This window comes from Vibrio sp. OPT46, assembly GCF_015163535.1.
GTDB lineage: Bacteria > Pseudomonadota > Gammaproteobacteria > Enterobacterales > Vibrionaceae > Vibrio > Vibrio alginolyticus.
Window position 1 is genome coordinate 1 of sequence record NZ_JADDYG010000657.1, and the last position, 776, is coordinate 776.

Annotated in this window: 1 protein-coding gene; it reads right to left on the reverse strand. The window is 41.6% G+C overall.

The window, feature by feature from the left end:
• On the reverse strand, positions 1-776 hold a 776-nt coding region (gene pssA / locus IQR33_RS24195), incomplete at both ends, for a CDP-diacylglycerol--serine O-phosphatidyltransferase (protein ID WP_193844137.1).

Below are 776 nucleotides of genomic sequence, written 5' to 3' on the forward strand. Positions count from 1 at the left end.
TTTAGGTTATTCCCAGTAAGTAGCATATAGCGTTTATCAACCCAAATACCCTTAAGGTGGAAGCTGTTATTGTCATGCTTCCATAGGTGAATTGACAATTTACGTGCGGCGATATTCGCTTCATTGGCTTTCGCAAAGCGACGCAAATTCACTTCGTAAAGATATGGAAGTCCGCCAATGGTTTTAAAGTCTTCCTCAGGTGCAATGTAAAAGTCGTTGGCGGTTTTATCACCCACAACAATAGTTACTTTCACACCACGCTTCATGGCTCGTTTCACTTCACGATGAAGTGCTTTAGGGAAGTTAAAGTAAGGCGTACAAATGAAAATTTCGTCTTGGGCTGCTGCCAATAACTTTACAATCTGTTGATTGAGCAGATTACGGCGTTTGCCTAGCCCAACTAACGGAGTGACTTTTACACTTTCTTCTGTTGCAGCTTGGTCTTCAAACTTATAGTTGGCTTGAGCAAGAGAAGCCCTCAGTTGGCGAATCGCCGACTTTATTTCTTTGGTTTCTGGCTTATCTTTTCCTGCAAGATCATTAACGGCAGGGTGAGCAATCATTTCTTCCTGAATGAATTGCACCATTGAATTCGCTAAAGATTCATGTCGAATCATATGGTAACGATCAAATCGATAACGTTCATGATAATGGAGATAAACGTTATTTAAGCTCGCTCCACTGTAGATAACAGTATCATCGACAATGAAGCCTTTTAAATGCAGTACCCCAAAAACTTCTCTGCCACGCACTGGTATGCCATAGACAGGGATTGG